The following is a 15,954-nucleotide window of genomic DNA, read 5'->3' as shown; positions in this document are numbered from 1 at the left end:
CAAAGTTGGTTGTTTTTTGAGCATACTTTTTACTTTTTCGACGTTATACGACAATGTTCGAGATGAAGAACCCGTTTCGTTCTTCCTCATAGAAAGAACCTTCCATATCCCGGATCAGCTTCTTTACACTCTTTCTTCCAAGTCCGTGCAGACTTGCATCTGCCTTCCGCGTGCGAAGCTCCGGGTTGTTCTCCATAACCGACTGACTGATCCGGTTCCGGACAGTTACCAACAGCAAGCCCGCACTCTCGTAGATCTGCAGCTCAATCAGTTTGTCTTCCTCCAGCTCCTCTGCTTCAATCGCATTTTCCAACAGATTCAGCAGTGCAATCGCAAACTCCATCTGTCCTTCCGGCAAATGTGCACTGATTTCTGTCCGAAACGTGATCTGTTTCTGCCGGCAGATTCCATCGCAATGATTGAGCACAGCATCTAAGATTTCATCGCCTGTCATATAGACACCTTCTGGCTGGAGCTTCGTGTTTAAGACGTCCTCCACATATTTCTGTGCTTCTTCCACATTTCCATTCGCAAGCATTTCCTGAAAGAGCGTGAAATAATGGCGCAGGTCATGCCGAAGCATCCGGTTCTTCTCCTGCAGACGCATCATGCGCTCCATTCCCTCTTTCTGCTCTTCCTGCGACATACGGAGAAGCTGATTTTCCATCAGCAGCTTCTGGCTTTTATTTAATTGATAGGTTGCCACATAAACAAACACATTGATCGCCAGAATTCCGACCATCGCGATACCGATCGCAATCTTTCCCTTTTTGTCAAGATACGGGTAATCCAGCATAATATCTAAGATAATACCGATCAAAATACTGATCACGAACACGACAGCATTCATGACCGGCATCGCGGATTTCATCTTCGTTTTCTTCAGGATCACCATGACCAGAAGCGTGCACAGGATCAGATTCAGCTTCGAACCCATGATGTAATGCAGCCGCTGTATCGCATCCATCTCCCATTCCATGCCATTTGTCCCGCGCACGACATACCCGTAAACTGACGCAAAGATCAGTCCACATACCATAAGCAGGATATTCCAGATTGCGACATAGATGATCTTCTCTGAGATTTTTCCATTCGTGCATACAAAACCAAAGAATATGGTAAGTAAAATATAGACAATATTATTCTCCGGACTATCCGGAAATACTTTCTGCAACACAACATTTGCCACAGGGACGATCAACGCCAAAACGACAAACAACCAGTTCGGCATGCTCTTCTTTTTCCCAAGTATCATCGTCAGAAACACGATACCTAATATAGCATCTAATGTATTTGCAAATATTTCAACGAGATTCTCCATACCTGATCCTCTCCAATAACATCTTATAATTCTTCATCGTCTCTTCCTTATAGCTTCCACTGATCGGCAATACAGTTTCATCTCTCAGAATCAGTTCCTTTTTGCCAATCTGCTTGATGTACCGTATGTTTACCACATACGCGACATGCACGCGTATAAAGCCATATTCCCACAGCTCTTTTACGATCTTTGCCATGCTCCCCTTCGAGACGATCGCTTCATCCTCCGTATGATAGATGATCTGATGTTTGGCTGCCTCTATGTACATAATCTCTTCCACCGAAGCATCCATCACTTCATTCTTTGCTTTTTCGATCAAAACGTGTCCATCCGTCATCCGCTGTTTTGACAGATTCATCAATGCCGTATCAATCTTCCACGGTTCCGCCTTCTGAATAAACCGAAATGGTTTGTATTTGAGCATATCATAAACCATCTCGCCCCGGTTCGTAAAAAATATAATCTGGATTGACGGATACTTTTCCGTCAGTGCACTGGCAATCGCATCACCCGATATATGTGGCATGTCGATATCCAGAAATGCGACATCCATCTCATGTTTTTCCGCCATTGCCATTATCTCCGCCGAAGATTTTGGATTCCACAGCGTATAAATACTCACATCGATCTGCTGATCTTTGCCAAACTGCTCCACATGCAGTCGGACCATCTGCAGGTCGCGTCTTTCATCATCACATATCAATACATTCATATCGTTTCTCCTGTCTCATCATTCATCCCCCTGTTTTCTAAATGCCCCGGATATGCAGCCCTGCTGCCTGATATGCGCAAAGCTTCTCCACGGTCTCTGCCGTAATGATCTCCCCGGTATTCACGATGTAACTTCCGGGCGGATATACATAGATTGGTGCTCTTGCCAGCGTTCCCGCCAGTTTTTGCAATTCCTCCTGCCCGGCACATCGCTCCTTCTCATGATCCCCTTCTTTCGTCAGAGCGACATCGCACATCTGCAGTGTCCGGTATAACTGTTCAAAATCTTCCTGCCCGTCCCGCACCGTCGAGATCAGTACCACATGTTTTCTGCCTGCCATCTCACAGACGACATCCCCCTTATCCGCAAGCATCGCAAGCAGCTCCGGTCCCGGCACAGCTGCAGAATATACAAGCCGTGTCTCGTCATATCCATATGCACCTGCTGCACATACGGCTTCTTTCTCTATCATTGTGATCTGCGGAAGCTTCGCACAATTCTCCCGGAATTCCCGCAGATTGTTTTCATATTCCGTAAAATCATGGTCTGCCATATAGCAGATTGCCGCTTCCATATTCATCATGAAAATATACGACGGCGAAGAACTTAAGAATATCTCCAATGCCTGCTCCACCGGTTTCACCAGTTCTTCTGTACAGACATGAATCACCGCTGTCTGCGTCATCGCTGGAAGTGTCTTGTGCAGACTCTGTACAACGACATCGGCACCCATGCGGATCGCAGAATATTCCGGTTTTAAAAATGGCAGATGTGCCCCATGTGCTTCGTCCACGATCACCCGAACATGATGTGCATGTGCCACACGTGCAATCTGCGCAATGTCGGATATGACGCCCTCGTATGTCGGCGATGTCACTACAACCGCCGCGATCTCCGGATGAGACTCACACAGCCTTTCAACATCATCGGCATCGACATACCCATCAATAAATGATGTAAATGCAAAGGCATCTTCTGCCTCTTTCTTCCATGTCGGCTCCACATAAATCGTCTGTCGCTGCAGCATCGCCGCCGCATTGTAGACCGATTTGTGGCAGTTTTTTGCAATCAGGATCGCATCGCCCGGCTTCGTGCATGCCGCGATTGCCGTAAAAATCCCTCCCGTCGCACCATTTACCACGTAATACGTGCCACAGGTCTGGTAGATTTCCTTCAGCATGGCAAGTGAATCCCCGATAAATCCCTCCGGCAGATACAGATCATCTGTCCCCGGCACCTCCGTCACATCCCATGCGAGAAATGCGTCCTGAAAATCTCCATAGCAGGCTTTCCGCTTATGCCCCGGCATATGCCATACCGCATGCGCATCACTCAGATATTCACTTAGCCCATCCTTGATCCATTGTTTATGCATGTTATTCCAGCGTCTCTGACTGCACATCTGCAAGCGTGAGCTTCGTCAGATCTTCCTCTTTAAAATTATTCTCCGCGATCAGGCGGTTAGCCTGATTGTGAATCACGCGATCCAGATAATTACGCACCGAACGCGCATTACCGAAATTCTCCGGCGGACATGCAAGTATCCTTGTAAATGTATCCTGCACATACTGCACCGCGTCGTCCGTCAATGTATAATCGAGTGATTTTGCCCGGTTGGTCATGATCTCCAACAGCTCTTCCGCATCATAATTCGGAAATTCAATTGTCCGGTTGAAACGGGAACGAAGTCCCGGATTTGCATCCAGGAAATCCTGCATCTCATCATGATATCCTGCCGCAATGACGATCAGATCTTCCCGGTTATCTTCCATCGCTTTATTCAGGATGTCGATTGCCTCCTGTCCGAAATCACCCTGCTGTCCATTTGCAAGGGCATACGCCTCATCAATAAATAAGATGCCACCCTTGGCTTTCTCGATTACTTCCGTAACCTTCTCACTCGTCTGTCCCATATATCCAGCGACCAGACCAGACCGGTCTACCTCCACCAGATGTCCTTTGGAAAGCACGCCCAGCCCATGATAGATCTTCGCAAGGATTCTTGCCACGGTCGTCTTACCAGTTCCGGGATTGCCAAGGAACACCATGTGATTTGTAACCGGCGGCGTCTGCAATCCATTCTCCTGACGGATCTTACAGATCTTCAACAAATTGATCATATTGTTGATCTCCGTCTTCACGCTCTGCATGCCGGTCAGCTCGTTCAACTGCTTAAGTAATGCCTGTATATCCATCTCCGTATTAAATTCTTTTTTACGCTCTTTCTGATCCGGCAGCGTCTGTGCATCCGGTTGTTCCACCCGCATACGGAATGGCTTTCCAGTTTCTTCTGTATCTGCTGCCCGTACATACTCCGGTGTGTCCATATCTCTCCGGCTGTCTGTATCACTTACTGCCGGCGAATCTTCCTCCTTACGCTCCGGTGTAGAGATCTTCGTCCGCCGCATCTCAAGCGTATCGGACCAATACGAATAATCCGGCTTATCCTCCTGCTTAACCTTGCTTCCGGGCTTAAATGCGATCGTCGGCTTGTAATCCTCCATATCCCCACGTACACGATTGATTTCCTCTGTGATCAATTCAATATACGAGGACAATGCCTGAACCTCTGATGACGCAACCTCCTCGTTGCATGCAATCAGATCATTTCCAATATAATTAAAGGTTGTAACATACAACTGTAACAGATCATAATAACCGTCTGATATCTCCCCGGTTTCTGCTCCGATATTTGAGCGCACAAACGAATTTAACGACCGTGGCGCATGATCCCGGATGCTCTCACTCCGAAGTCCCCAACGGTCTGCATAATCACGGATCATCTTCTCATCAAACTGTGTTCCGAATAACAGATTGATGTATTTGATTTCTTCTTTGTTGACGGAACCATCCGAATATGCGAGATATATCAGGAAATGCAGCATATCTGTACGGAAGGTATGTGCCAGATCCATCCGTCCATCTGTCCGTACATAATCCGCACGCCCGATACTCTGTGCCCGACGCATACATAGATCAAACATGCGTCGACTATTATCTTTCACTTTTACGGTATGAAAACTCCACATTTCTATATCCTTACCCTCTCTGTCAATTTCGCCATACTTATCTATATTATACGCACAGATTCTTTTCTCTGCAAGAAAAAAGAGGCTGCCAAGCAACCTCTTTTCGTAACCACCTTGGATGATATTCCCTTATGTAACACCCTCTCTTTTGTCACATAAGGAAATACCACTGCTACACGTAACAAGACCTTCACATAACTTCGAGCTCTGATGCTCACGTGTATATTACAACATCACACTCCGTATCCCTTCCCCCTGTACGAAGCTATGACGCTGATATGCAAAAATCAAGCAACAACCCAACTTGTTGCTACATGTATTAGTGTAGCACTTTTAAATATTTTTTCAACGGCAGAATAGACAAATTTTATCTCTGTTTTTAGTCATAATGACAGTTTTTTCGTCTAATTTCTTTATTTCCGTTTATTTTCATTCAGTTTCAATCACATTTTTATTGTGAGATTTATTAATTTCTCACGCAAAACGTGATAAATTTTTGACAACGGCAATCCAACCACGTTCAAATAATCCCCTTCGATACCCTGGATATACTTCGCAGCTCCGCTCTGGATACCATAGGCACCTGCCTTGTCCATACAGTCACCCGTAGCGACATAGTTGTCAATTTCTTCCTCCGTCATCGGATAAAATGTCACCTTCGTATGACAGTGAAAGGTATTTCCATGTATCTCTTCCTGCGTATCGGAATCTGTCCACAGAATACACACACCGGTGAATACATCATGCGTCCGCCCAGACAATCGTGCGAGCATCTGCTTCGCCTCATCCTCTGTCTTTGGTTTTCCAAGCACACATCCATCGACAGCAACGACAGTATCCGCACCGATTACCGTGATTTCTTCCACGGAATCTGCTGCCTGATTATCTGTCGTTGATTTTTCCATATTCTTACTGCAGTTTCTGCGGTACACATCTTCCGCTTTCACACGCGCCAGTTTTTCAACCAGCTCCTGCGGTGTCAGATTCTCCAATTCTTCCGGTGGAATCTGTTCCTCTGCCGAAGATACGCACACTTCATATTCATATCCACCCAGCGACAGAATCTCCTGTCTGCGTGGAGACTGTGATGCTAAAATGATGTTCTCCATTGGTTCTCCCCTTTAAATTTCATTATCAACAAGGCGTGCAGCAATTACAGAGCAAATTTAACAGGCACATATCCATGCACCAGTTATCGGAACGCACATCCGGCATTCCATATCCCATGCCACGCTGCACATACCAGTTGCTGCCACCCTGCATACGCTGCTTCATCTGTTTGTATTCCATGTTGTTCGGTTCCATCGCGATTGCACGATCGATATGTTCCATCGCTGTTGCCTGATTCCCTGCTCCTAAGTTCGCAGCCGCACTCAAATAATACCATCTGCCCGTCCGGTCGTCTATATCCTCCAGCGTGCGAAGTGCCTCTGTAAACATCCGGTTCATGATGAAATTCTGCGCAGCAGCAAGATGGGACTCATCCTGACTCATGCCACCGCCTTCATTTCTGGCACGACGGAATGCATCTGAACCAAATCCGCCAAATCCATCAAACCCGCCATAGCTGCTGCCACCATACGATGAACCTGTATTTCCATCCATAATGCTCTTATATGCCGCCTGCACTTCCTTGAATTTTTCTTCTGCCTGCGCTGCGTTTGGGTTGTTGATATTGGCATCCGGGTGGTATTTCCGGCTTAGATTTCGATATGCTTTTTTCACTTCTTCTTCCGAGGCGCCATGTGGAAGCCCCAGAACTTCATAAGGATCTTTCATGCTAATTCCTTTCTTTCTCCCATAATTGCGAAACAACCAATTCATAGTAAACGTATATTTCCATATCTATTCATTCTATATACAATGTATTGAAACTAAGAAGTTCTAAATATTCTGATTTACGTGCTCATATTTTACGCCACCGTCGTGCGGGTATTGCCCCCTCGCTTTGCTCGGCGGCAGATTGTCGGGCGCATCCTAAATATGAACTTCGTTCATATGCGCCCTCCGCTCGCCGTCCCTGGCTCACTGGCGACTTGTTTGAACATCGTGTTCAAACATGGCTGGTGTTCTTGCAGAATATTAAGAACTTCTAAGTCTCAAACATATCGTATATATTCATGAATAAATATGGAAATATACGATTTACCATTGAAACTTGTTTCGCAATTATTGTTTACCGTTTTCTGCGTCATTTTGTTTCGTCATAAACCTTACCCAGATCCCGGAATAGATAATGTTGCGGAGGATGGCTGTCTCCTCGACGATTGGCAGGCATTCATAGATTTTCGCCATATCGGTGGCGATCATCATGAGGATTTCCTTCACGTAATTGTCGAACTGCTCTTTCGACAACTCATGGTATAACTCCTTCAAGGGATTGAACCGGTTCTTCTCGATATCCTCCTGCACATCATCATATGCGTCGAGAATATAAATGAATTTGCCAAGCTGGTAACCGAGTCTCCGCAGTTCCTCCGACCAGTCAATCCCGCGTGTCGACTTATATGCAAGGATCTCTGCCATGATATCACCAAAGGTTCCGGCAAGCAAATCCAGGTTCGTCACATTCTTTCTCTCACAGGCAGATAATGTCCGCAGAGATTCCCGGATCTTCGCCAGCTTCTCCGGATAGACCTGACCGATCTTGCGCACACGCTTCCGTATAAAACTGCTGTAACAAAGTCTGGTAAATTTGCGGTCATCCTCCCAGTCATCAAGGCATTTGTAATAGGTCAGAATAAGATTCATATCCGCGATATACTGTATGACCTCATTCTCCAGATATTTTTTCTTCCCAACCGGATGCACCATGCACGTTGCTTCCTTCATCTTCGTATCCGGTTCATATAAAGCGGTCAGAAGCACCGCGGCAAACGTCGAATCATACGTAAGTGACATCTGTCCCATCGCACCGTCCGTATTTCGGAGTGCATGGCAGACGCCGCAATAATACATGCGATACCGCTCATAATCTTTGACTTTCATTTCCGGCTTGTTCACCGTCACATATCCAAACATCGTTCCACCTCCGAGTTAAACGGCTTTCTTATTTCTATTTTATACATTAGCTGTTCTTTATAAACCGTGCGCTACACTTCGGACAACGTATCTCGATCTTTCCTTTTCCCTTTGGGATACGAATTTTCTGCTTACACTCCGGGCAACGGTAGATGTGATGCGTCTTACGCATCGTCATGTGGTTTCTCTCTTTCCGTCCCCACATGCGTAGTTTATACGTCTTATTTAGGAACCATGTATTTTCATCCCGACGCTTGCCAATATTTCTGGAGAACACACGGAAATATGCAAATGCAAAGGTCACAAATGCAATCGTGCTGAGTATATTGCTTCTTACAAACATATCGATAAAAACCAAGATACACGCTGCCCACATCATACACATGGAAAGCTGATCCGTTCCATTTCTACCGCGCATAAAATCCATCAATTTCTGTCTCATAAACATCCTCCATAACTATATCCAATCCTGATATTCATTATTCTTCTTCAATTTTTCGAATTGTCAAGTATTTTAACACGCGGGCAGGCTCCGTCAATGGCTTTCACAGAGATTTCACAAAATAAAAAAATCCCTGATACATCTTGTATCAAGGATTTAAGAGAGGCGCGAGCCGGATTTGAACCGGCGGTGAAGGTGTTGCAGACCTCTGCCTTACCACTTGGCTATCACGCCATATATCATAAGAAGAACCCGCTTGCGGGAGATCTCTTATGATTAGTAAGTAGCTTTGCTACTTACAATATCAAACTCCCCGAGTAGGGCTCGAACCTACAACAACTCGGTTAACAGCCGAGTGCTCTACCATTGAGCTATCGAGGAATATATCGTTGCATTTAACTAAACGCAAAGTAGATTATATGAAATATTTCCAATCAAGTCAAGACTTATTTTCAATATTTTATCCGTAATCTACAAACGGAGATGGAGGGATTTGAACCCTCGCGCCGCGCGAACGACCTACACCCTTAGCAGGGGCGCCTCTTCAGCCACTTGAGTACATCTCCAATGCCTAAAAAACACATTTTACCAATCGGTGTTATTTAGTTCCGCGTCAACACGCTAAATTAGAATAACAAATATTGTACTAAATGTCAAGAGGTAATTATATACCCTTAGTATAATCCTATTTTTTATTATTTTATTCCAATAAATTATTCATACGAAAGAAGCGTATTCACGCCATCGTCACTTTCCATATAATGAACTGTGATTACATCACCTTCCTCAATCTTGATCAGGCTTTCATTTTCGGCAAAATTCTGTTTGTAGACAGAACGATCTTTCGCTGTGATATACACATATGTCTCATTCTCTACCGTGATGTACCGGATCTGTGTGACTGTAATCTTCTTACTCAACGTATCTTCGCTGACATCATTTCCACTTGTTGCAATGCTGTTTTCGGCAAGCAGCTTTCGGTAACTTGCAAGTGCTTCCTTCTGTGTCGCGCCAGTTGCCACGATGCTGTATTTTTCCACATTGACAAGTGCATACATCTTCACAAGTCCTGCATTATCTTTGAGTACCATGATATAGGTTGGTACATTCCCGATGTTGATCAGAGATGGGAATGATGACGTGTACCCGAGGTTTTGTACCTGTCCTTCCGCAGAGGACATCGCGGAATGTTCTTCCGCACCTGCAATTGCAAAATATTTACTCTCTGCAGTTCTTGAATTCATCAACACAAATCCGATGTTCGACTGGTCGCCATTGACGGATGTCACACCTGTGTATACCCACACATCGCCATCCATCACCTTGTAACCATAATCATCGGTCGTCACCTTGCAGCCTTTGTTTCCAATCTTGCTGTTAATGAATCCACCTGACAGCATACCATACCAGTTATACCGGTCACATAAGAGATCACCATCATACACGCGATCTACCCAGTTTGGAATATCACCCAGATCCATATATTCACAATCACCGCTGCATGGATCACAGAGCACGATTCCCTTTACGTCCTTCGCTCCAAATAACCCTGCATTCGGCTTTAATACCGGACAGATATAATATGGATTTCCTTCGTTATCGAGTTCAAAATAATATCCGTTGAAATCATACGTCGGATAAGAAAGCTGCACATGCCGCTGCAAATTCTTACCAAAATATGCTGATGAAGAATACTGAATCGGCTTTTCAATCTTCACATAATCTGCCTCATTTTTGACCGGATCAACGAGCACGTATCCCGGAATTCCGGCATCTTTATTATTCAGATATTTGATAAATCCCGCATATTCTAGCGGTGCAACCTTCATCGGCACACCATTATAATCAATTGTGCTGTATGTCTCGCTCACCTGATACTGGCTGACAACGTCAAACAGGGAACCAATCGCACGATCACCGATGATTCTTGCACTGTCCGTATCCATTAGTGCTATGTTGTTGATATTCTCACTTTCCGGTACATCCGTTGCAAAATCACCATCCTCAACCTTGATGATTCCTGCATATTTCGATGCACGCAACAATTTGGAAGATGCCAGCCCACCAATGATCAATCCTACAATCAACACAAGGATTGTTGTAAATGAAACCATTACCACCTTTGTCGAACCAACGGCTTCTTTGATATTGCCTTTTTTAGTAATGCGTGTTCCCTTGAAATCAAAGGAGCAAAATCCGATTGCCGCAAGCGTAAGTATTACCCATGTCCAGAATCCAGAGGTATGTACATTGATTGCCGGTGTCAGGAAATAATAAAACAACACTTCCACAACGAGCAGCAACCCATACAGAAGAATGTTTGATCTGCGGATAGCAAATCCTGGTTTTCCATTTTTCTGCTGTTTCTTCCTGCGCTCCTTTTCCATATCTACATCATATTCGACTTTAACCTTGTTTTTTGCCATATTAACACCTGCCTTTTTCATTATATTTGTTACATACTGTTAGTCAGAAAGATGGTCAAATGACCATCTTCCTGACCAAGTCTATGAATAATATTTCTGATTTTTACTTTTAGGTTTATCTGGTTCTGTCCTTTTTAACTCTCCTATTTTAAGCATTCTATCCAGATAGTGCCTTCTAAAATAAGATCGTTCCAGATTAAATTCTTTCAGAATTTCACTTGCTGATTTTGGTATTCTGCAAAATTCAATAATTTTGTTTTTCATATCTTGGTCACTATCTTGGTCATTATGACCAAGATAATCGTAATTATCCAATAGTTTCAAATACCTATCACAAGCCTGACACAACACCATAATTCCAGACTCATTAATATCATATTCCGGCAATGGTCCATCATAAAGTGCACAACCTTCTTTAATCTTTTCAAAGCCTCTTCCCCAAGCCTCAATCATTCCGCTTTTAAAAAATACATTTGCTAAATTCGGATTATATGGTTTGGAAGAATGCTTCATAAACAACTTGTCCGTTGTATCCAAATTAGGAGGCATTTCACCATCATTCCAAACATATATCTTATCCTCATAAACACTAATTTGAATAGGATTACAACTGCTATAGTCTTTATGAACAATTGCATTTAAAAGAATCTCTCGAAATGCATCTTTATGAAACATAAACTGTTCAATCCTCTGAATACCTTCATAAGCAATACGTGCTTTCATATATTTCGTGTACACTAAATCTATGGTTTTATCCACTTGCTCAAGCAATGGACCATGCACTTCATCCTGATATTTCAAATCGGAATCCGATTTTCCAAAGAAACCAATTTTAACATAGGCTCCTGTAACCCATTTTTCTGGATCATTATAAAATGCTAACATAGCTGCCCTTATTAAATATCCATTTTCATCTATCAGATGCAAATTATCCATAAGCACTTCATCAGACACATTTACATCTTCCTGAGTCAATCTGCCACGTCTAACCGACTTTTCCTTAAATAACTGTATTGCATCCTGTTTCAAATCTGTTACCGAAAGTTTAGGCAATGGTACTCCATCCCACGTTCTTCCTTGTGTTTTTAACAATGTCCTTTCTAATTCCTTTCCAGTAATCTCACGCATAGTACTACCAGAACGATAATAATATTTTCCTCGAAAACTGATTAATGAGGGATATTTATCAACAATTATTTCCAAATATTCTAAGCCATCTTTATACAATAAATTTACATCCGCAATAATTCCCATTGTATCTGTAATTTTGCTTGGAATCAGTTCTAACAATTCTTTCGCATTATCAATTCCAATAACATTACCATCATCATCCGTTCCGATATATATTGTTCCACCATATGCATTTGCATATCCGCAAATCCACTTCAAATATTCATCACGCCATGCCTGTTTCCATTCTACCGACTGATGTTCTTTTTCTTTCATCTACTACCCCAACTTTCATATTCATATTTTTAATTATGCTCCTTCAGATAATCTGCAACCGCCGTCTCATACAGATTGTGTCCCTCGCTGTCGATCACGACGATTACCGGAAGATTCTCCACGCGCATCTTACGGATTGCCTCGGTTCCAAGGTCATCATAAGCGATTACCTCGGACTCCTTGATACATTTGGATAAAAGTGCACCCGCTCCGCCGACGGCTGCCATATATACGGCTTTTTCCTTCACGATTGCATCAATGACTGCCTGACTGCGCTTGCCTTTTCCAATCATGCCCTTCAACCCTTTTGAAAGCAGAAGCGGTGTATATTTATCCATACGGCTGCTTGTTGTAGGTCCGGCAGAACCGATGACCTGTCCCGGCTTCGCCGGTGTCGGTCCGAGATAATAGATTGTATTTCCTGTAATATCCAGTGGCAGAATCTGATCCTCATACAGCTTTGCTCCGCTATACTCTACTTCCGGATGTTTCTCCTGCTCCACGCAGATAGCATCATACATCCGCTTGTGTGCAGCATCTCTGGCACTGTAAATCGTGCCGGTCAGATAGATATAATCTCCTGCATGAAGCTCCTTTAATTCCTCTTCGCTAAATGGTACTGCAATATGTCGTTCCATGTTCTAGTCCTCCACTACTATTTTTTATTGTACTTACTTTGTCAACATATATCCCTTCATAAACATCCTGTTTATCTTATCTTGCTTTTCGTCTATTTCGAAGCTGATATACGTTATAATCAGCTTTTCCGTATCACTGACTTGTATTTCATAGACTATGTCTTTTTCGTTTATCTTCTGATTTTCTCTTTTATCCTCCAGATTCTTATAATATGAAATACAGGAAGTAAAATCTACATTCTTATATTCGCTGTCTCCGACTGTAATCGTTTTATTCTCATAGTTTTCGATTGTGCTTTCCTCGTTCCAATGTGCAGTCATCGTATAGATTTTTGCATATCCATCGATGATGATTCCTTTCTCTTCAATTGGATCTGCATAAAAATATACAGATTCCCATTGTTCACTGTCATGCGTATCTCCACCATACATCATACTATGTAATTCATCCTGCTCCGCTTCCGTGAGATTGGTCTTTATGTATCGTCTGCCATACGCATTTCCACGCAAATAATCATACGCTTCCGCAGCCACTTCCTTATCCGAAGTTTGATTCTTTACAAACCTGTTTTTCTGTGACTGATAAGACAGGTAAGATGCATTTCCAAATGGAAGCAGAAGTCCTATTAATAAACATCCCACGAATACAAGGATCAGATTTTCATAATGCCGGTTCCACAGAATATAGATGATCTGAAGCAGTATAAACATGATTGCCGCATATCGCTGCTCCGTCAGTCCATATGCTTTGACACGCACTGACATAGAATAGATTTCAAGCAGGATAAACGGTGCATAGATATATTTCGTAATATGGATCAGTTTCTTATAACGTGAAGACTTCTCCTCCACGAACCCGGATGCCATCATCCAGATTGGCATACCAATTGCAAAAAGACTTGCACAGATACTGAAGATTTCGTTGCTCGGAACCTCCTGCGTCACGAAAATTTTTACAACATAGAGATAGATTACGAACATCGCAATCCACACGCATGGAAGTAGCACATACGATACAAATTTCTTCGTAAATGCCGCGTTATCTTCGCTTGTGTCCGAGACAGCAAGCAGGCAGGTTGGAAAATACGCAAGTGCACTCAGCAATAACTGGATATTCAACTCCACTCTGAACGTATCTATATCCACAAGCAATGCATCAATAATTTCAAGAATCAGGATAACCGCAATATTTAACACCAGATAGACACCAACTGCCCGGAGCAATGCGAATATAATCCGTCCGATACAATGTGGCAGATCCAGTTGTTGCTGCCGGAGCAATACATAGATTGCAAGAAGCACCGTGCATGCAATGTAAAAATACAAGATACTTTCAAATATCAGATTCGGTATATCCGCTTTCTGTGCTTTAAGAATCTCTGACAAATTCTCAAATACGATTGCAATCACAAACGTTACGCCATATCCGATCAGCCATTTCTGTTTGTTTTTCTGTGCTTCTTCTGCTGTTTTCTTCCACAGACTCTCAACCAGAAAATTCCCGGCAAGCCAGATAGAACACACAGTCACGATAGATTCTATGTCAAACCCTTTTTTCTGATTTGCTATGATACTCACAACCGCTATGATAAACACACAGAAAATACTCGCAGCATAACGTATGTAAATCTGTTTGAATTTCGCCATATTCTGGTTGATATAATTTGAAACCTTTCCCAAGTACATATCTCCTTTCTTTCAGGCACGCATGATTCTCGTTTATAACCTACACATGCATGCATCCAATCTCCTGTACATTTTTCTCTGTCATTTCATCCCTATCCTTTATATTTCTACAACACAACTGTCTTGTGACGGTTTACATGACAGCACATATTGACTGCAAGTGGCATACCTGCGATATGCGTTGCGTAGGTTTCAATATTGACTGCAAGCGCCGTTGTCTTTCCTCCAAGTCCACCCGGTCCGATTCCAGTCTTGTTCACAAGCTCCAATATCTCTTCTTCGAGCTTCGCAATATGTGCCTTCTCCGAATGTGATCCTGCCGGTCTTGTGAGTGCTTTCTTCGCAAGCTTTGCCGCAAGCTCAAAATCACCGCCAAGTCCAACACCGACTACCATCGGAGGACAAGCATTTGGTCCAGCATCCTTCACTGCTGCAAGCACGGACTGACGGATTCCTTCTTCTCCATCTGCCGGTTTCAGCATATATACCTTGCTCATATTCTCACTACCAAATCCCTTCGGCGCAATCGTTATCTCCAGCTGATCTCCCGGTACAATATCATAATGGATGATTGCCGGTGTATTGTCTCCGGTGTTCTCACGCAGAAGTGGATCTCTCACGACAGATTTCCGCAGATACCCCTCAGTATATCCTCTTCTCACACCTTCGTTAATGGCATCCGTGAGATTCATTCCTTCAATGTGCAGATCCTGTCCAACATTCACGAAGAACACTGCCATTCCTGTATCCTGACAGATTGGTATCTTATCTTCTCCGGCAATCTCCATATTCTCAATCAACTGATTCAAAATCTGTTTGCCGAGTGTGCTGTCTTCCTCTTTTGCCGCCTGACGTATCTTTCCATCCATATCATCTGCCAGATACAGATTGGCCGAGATACACATTTCTTTCACTGCTTCAATGATTTTGTCTGTGTGTAATGTTCGCATGGTTTACTCCTTTTTAACATACTAAGGCTGCTACACGATTTCTCATATAGCAGCCCTTTTCTTAATCATCCAAATAATCGTCTTTATCCTTCGTATCAATTCCGCGCTTCTTATTCTGTGCACGCACATAAATAGATACAAAAATGTATGTCACAAATAACAGTACAAATATAACACCTACCCAATACATAAGTGCATATAAGAAATTGGATACGCCATCCATCTTGGAAAGACCTTCCAAGCCCTCTTTAATACTATCGTTCATCGCTTTTCCCTCTTTTCA

At 43.3% G+C, this 15,954-nt stretch carries 14 protein-coding genes and 3 tRNA genes; all 17 read right to left on the bottom strand.

What is annotated here, in order from left to right; translation table 11 throughout:
- Window positions 1–43: 43 nt before the first annotated feature.
- The 17 genes from H9Q76_RS00520 to H9Q76_RS00440 all read right to left on the bottom strand — a co-directional run bounded on the left by H9Q76_RS00520 (window position 44) and on the right by H9Q76_RS00440 (window position 15,936).
- Window positions 44–1,321, bottom strand: coding sequence for a GHKL domain-containing protein (locus H9Q76_RS00520; RefSeq protein ID WP_021984063.1), 1,278 nt, complete (start codon window positions 1,319–1,321; stop codon window positions 44–46).
- The gene (locus H9Q76_RS00515; RefSeq protein ID WP_117780887.1) at window positions 1,305–2,033 is read right to left on the bottom strand and encodes a LytR/AlgR family response regulator transcription factor; all 729 of its coding nucleotides are present in this window, start codon (window positions 2,031–2,033) and stop codon (window positions 1,305–1,307) included. The genes H9Q76_RS00520 and H9Q76_RS00515 overlap by 17 nt, the downstream gene beginning before the upstream one ends.
- 37 nt (window positions 2,034–2,070) lie before the next feature.
- Window positions 2,071–3,408 (bottom strand): aminotransferase class I/II-fold pyridoxal phosphate-dependent enzyme, encoded by a 1,338-nt coding sequence (locus H9Q76_RS00510; RefSeq protein ID WP_182428849.1) that lies wholly within the window; start codon window positions 3,406–3,408, stop codon window positions 2,071–2,073.
- A gap of 1 nt (window position 3,409) precedes the next feature.
- Complete coding sequence (locus tag H9Q76_RS00505; RefSeq protein ID WP_147352553.1) at window positions 3,410–5,062, bottom strand: AAA family ATPase; 1,653 nt, start codon at window positions 5,060–5,062, stop codon at window positions 3,410–3,412.
- A gap of 443 nt (window positions 5,063–5,505) precedes the next feature.
- Window positions 5,506–6,171 carry a Maf family protein gene (locus H9Q76_RS00500; RefSeq protein ID WP_117780890.1) on the bottom strand — a complete coding sequence of 222 codons (666 nt, stop codon included), beginning with the start codon at window positions 6,169–6,171 and terminating at the stop codon, window positions 5,506–5,508.
- A gap of 25 nt (window positions 6,172–6,196) precedes the next feature.
- On the bottom strand, window positions 6,197–6,841 hold the full coding sequence (locus H9Q76_RS00495; protein WP_117780891.1) for a DnaJ domain-containing protein: 645 nt from the start codon (window positions 6,839–6,841) through the stop codon (window positions 6,197–6,199).
- Between the two features lie 390 nt (window positions 6,842–7,231).
- Entirely contained in the window at window positions 7,232–8,083 is an 852-nt protein-coding gene (locus H9Q76_RS00490; RefSeq protein WP_118374249.1) for a DUF5685 family protein, read from the bottom strand.
- A gap of 46 nt (window positions 8,084–8,129) precedes the next feature.
- Complete coding sequence (locus H9Q76_RS00485; RefSeq protein WP_117780893.1) at window positions 8,130–8,525, bottom strand: hypothetical protein; 396 nt, start codon at window positions 8,523–8,525, stop codon at window positions 8,130–8,132.
- A 163-nt stretch (window positions 8,526–8,688) separates the two neighbouring features.
- A tRNA-Cys gene (locus H9Q76_RS00480) sits at window positions 8,689–8,759 on the bottom strand.
- A 75-nt stretch (window positions 8,760–8,834) separates the two neighbouring features.
- Window positions 8,835–8,906, bottom strand: a tRNA-Asn gene (locus tag H9Q76_RS00475).
- A gap of 97 nt (window positions 8,907–9,003) precedes the next feature.
- Window positions 9,004–9,091: transfer RNA gene (locus H9Q76_RS00470), tRNA-Ser, on the bottom strand.
- 147 nt (window positions 9,092–9,238) lie between these two features.
- Complete coding sequence (locus H9Q76_RS00465) at window positions 9,239–10,951, bottom strand: hypothetical protein (RefSeq protein WP_242995422.1); 1,713 nt, start codon at window positions 10,949–10,951, stop codon at window positions 9,239–9,241.
- An 81-nt stretch (window positions 10,952–11,032) separates the two neighbouring features.
- Complete coding sequence (locus H9Q76_RS00460; RefSeq protein WP_021984089.1) at window positions 11,033–12,397, bottom strand: ATP-binding protein; 1,365 nt, start codon at window positions 12,395–12,397, stop codon at window positions 11,033–11,035.
- A gap of 29 nt (window positions 12,398–12,426) precedes the next feature.
- Window positions 12,427–13,035 (bottom strand): Fe-S-containing hydro-lyase, encoded by a 609-nt coding sequence (locus H9Q76_RS00455; protein ID WP_118374251.1) that lies wholly within the window; start codon window positions 13,033–13,035, stop codon window positions 12,427–12,429.
- Between the two features lie 33 nt (window positions 13,036–13,068).
- The gene (locus H9Q76_RS00450; protein ID WP_249321347.1) at window positions 13,069–14,715 is read right to left on the bottom strand and encodes a DUF4153 domain-containing protein; all 1,647 of its coding nucleotides are present in this window, start codon (window positions 14,713–14,715) and stop codon (window positions 13,069–13,071) included.
- Window positions 14,716–14,828: 113 nt separating this feature from the next.
- Window positions 14,829–15,671: a fumarate hydratase gene (locus H9Q76_RS00445; RefSeq protein WP_196020621.1), complete on the bottom strand. Its 843-nt coding sequence runs from the start codon at window positions 15,669–15,671 to the stop codon at window positions 14,829–14,831.
- Window positions 15,672–15,732: 61 nt separating this feature from the next.
- Window positions 15,733–15,936, bottom strand: coding sequence for a hypothetical protein (locus H9Q76_RS00440; RefSeq protein WP_021984093.1), 204 nt, complete (start codon window positions 15,934–15,936; stop codon window positions 15,733–15,735).
- Window positions 15,937–15,954: the final 18 nt, after the last annotated feature.

The sequence above is a fragment of the Wujia chipingensis genome, assembly GCF_014337155.1.
GTDB classification, from domain to species: Bacteria; Bacillota; Clostridia; order Lachnospirales; family Lachnospiraceae; genus Coprococcus_C; species Coprococcus_C hominis.
Note: the sequence above shows the minus strand (reverse complement) of the source record. Positions and strands in the feature narration are given on the sequence as shown.

Bases quoted from the DNA above. Each gene is read 5' to 3' on its own strand.
- H9Q76_RS00520 (WP_021984063.1), bottom strand. From the start codon at position 1,321: ATGGAGAATCTCGTTGAAATATTTGCAAATACATTAGATGCTATATTA.
- H9Q76_RS00515 (WP_117780887.1), bottom strand. From the start codon at position 2,033: ATGAATGTATTGATATGTGATGATGAAAGACGCGACCTGCAGATGGTC.
- H9Q76_RS00510 (WP_182428849.1), bottom strand. From the start codon at position 3,408: ATGCATAAACAATGGATCAAGGATGGGCTAAGTGAATATCTGAGTGAT.
- H9Q76_RS00505 (WP_147352553.1), bottom strand. From the start codon at position 5,062: ATGTGGAGTTTTCATACCGTAAAAGTGAAAGATAATAGTCGACGCATG.
- H9Q76_RS00500 (WP_117780890.1), bottom strand. From the start codon at position 6,171: ATGGAGAACATCATTTTAGCATCACAGTCTCCACGCAGACAGGAGATT.
- H9Q76_RS00495 (WP_117780891.1), bottom strand. From the start codon at position 6,841: ATGAAAGATCCTTATGAAGTTCTGGGGCTTCCACATGGCGCCTCGGAA.
- H9Q76_RS00490 (WP_118374249.1), bottom strand. From the start codon at position 8,083: ATGTTTGGATATGTGACGGTGAACAAGCCGGAAATGAAAGTCAAAGAT.
- H9Q76_RS00485 (WP_117780893.1), bottom strand. From the start codon at position 8,525: ATGAGACAGAAATTGATGGATTTTATGCGCGGTAGAAATGGAACGGAT.
- H9Q76_RS00465 (WP_242995422.1), bottom strand. From the start codon at position 10,951: ATGGCAAAAAACAAGGTTAAAGTCGAATATGATGTAGATATGGAAAAG.
- H9Q76_RS00460 (WP_021984089.1), bottom strand. From the start codon at position 12,397: ATGAAAGAAAAAGAACATCAGTCGGTAGAATGGAAACAGGCATGGCGT.
- H9Q76_RS00455 (WP_118374251.1), bottom strand. From the start codon at position 13,035: ATGGAACGACATATTGCAGTACCATTTAGCGAAGAGGAATTAAAGGAG.
- H9Q76_RS00445 (WP_196020621.1), bottom strand. From the start codon at position 15,671: ATGCGAACATTACACACAGACAAAATCATTGAAGCAGTGAAAGAAATG.
- H9Q76_RS00440 (WP_021984093.1), bottom strand. From the start codon at position 15,936: ATGAACGATAGTATTAAAGAGGGCTTGGAAGGTCTTTCCAAGATGGAT.